Here is a 387-nt window from a genome sequence, read left to right as displayed (position 1 = left end):
ACCACAAGATATACAAGCACCATCATAGACCAAAGGCTTCGGCCGGCGGCGGGCATTCCGTGGTAATCCATATTCAGTATAAAAACCAGTCCGTAGAAAATAGAGAGGACAATGGCAAAAGCTGAAAGCACCAGCGTATAAAAACCATATAGGCTGAACAGCAGGTATTTCTTTTTCAGCAAAAAACCGGGGAGGAGATAATAGATAGTGGTATAGGTGGTACCCATTGTCACCGGGAGGAGGAATATCGCAAAGGTGCCGGAATATAGAAGGTTCTCACCGGCGGTATCCAGGAAGTAAGAGAAAAAGCCCAGCACCAGGAACCAGAACAGGCTGTGCAGAAGAAGTTTCCTCCATAGAAAATGTATAAGATTGCCGGCGATCATA

1 pseudogene is annotated in these 387 nt (G+C 46.0%); it reads right to left on the bottom strand.

Features of this window, described 5'->3' with window-relative positions:
- Positions 1–387 (bottom strand): annotated as a pseudogene (locus HC175_RS20120) (histidine kinase); the annotation flags it as partial.

Source organism: Salinimicrobium oceani (genome assembly GCF_012037645.1).
The sequence above is the reverse complement of the archived record's forward strand: the minus strand, read 5'-3'. Positions and strand labels throughout refer to the sequence as shown.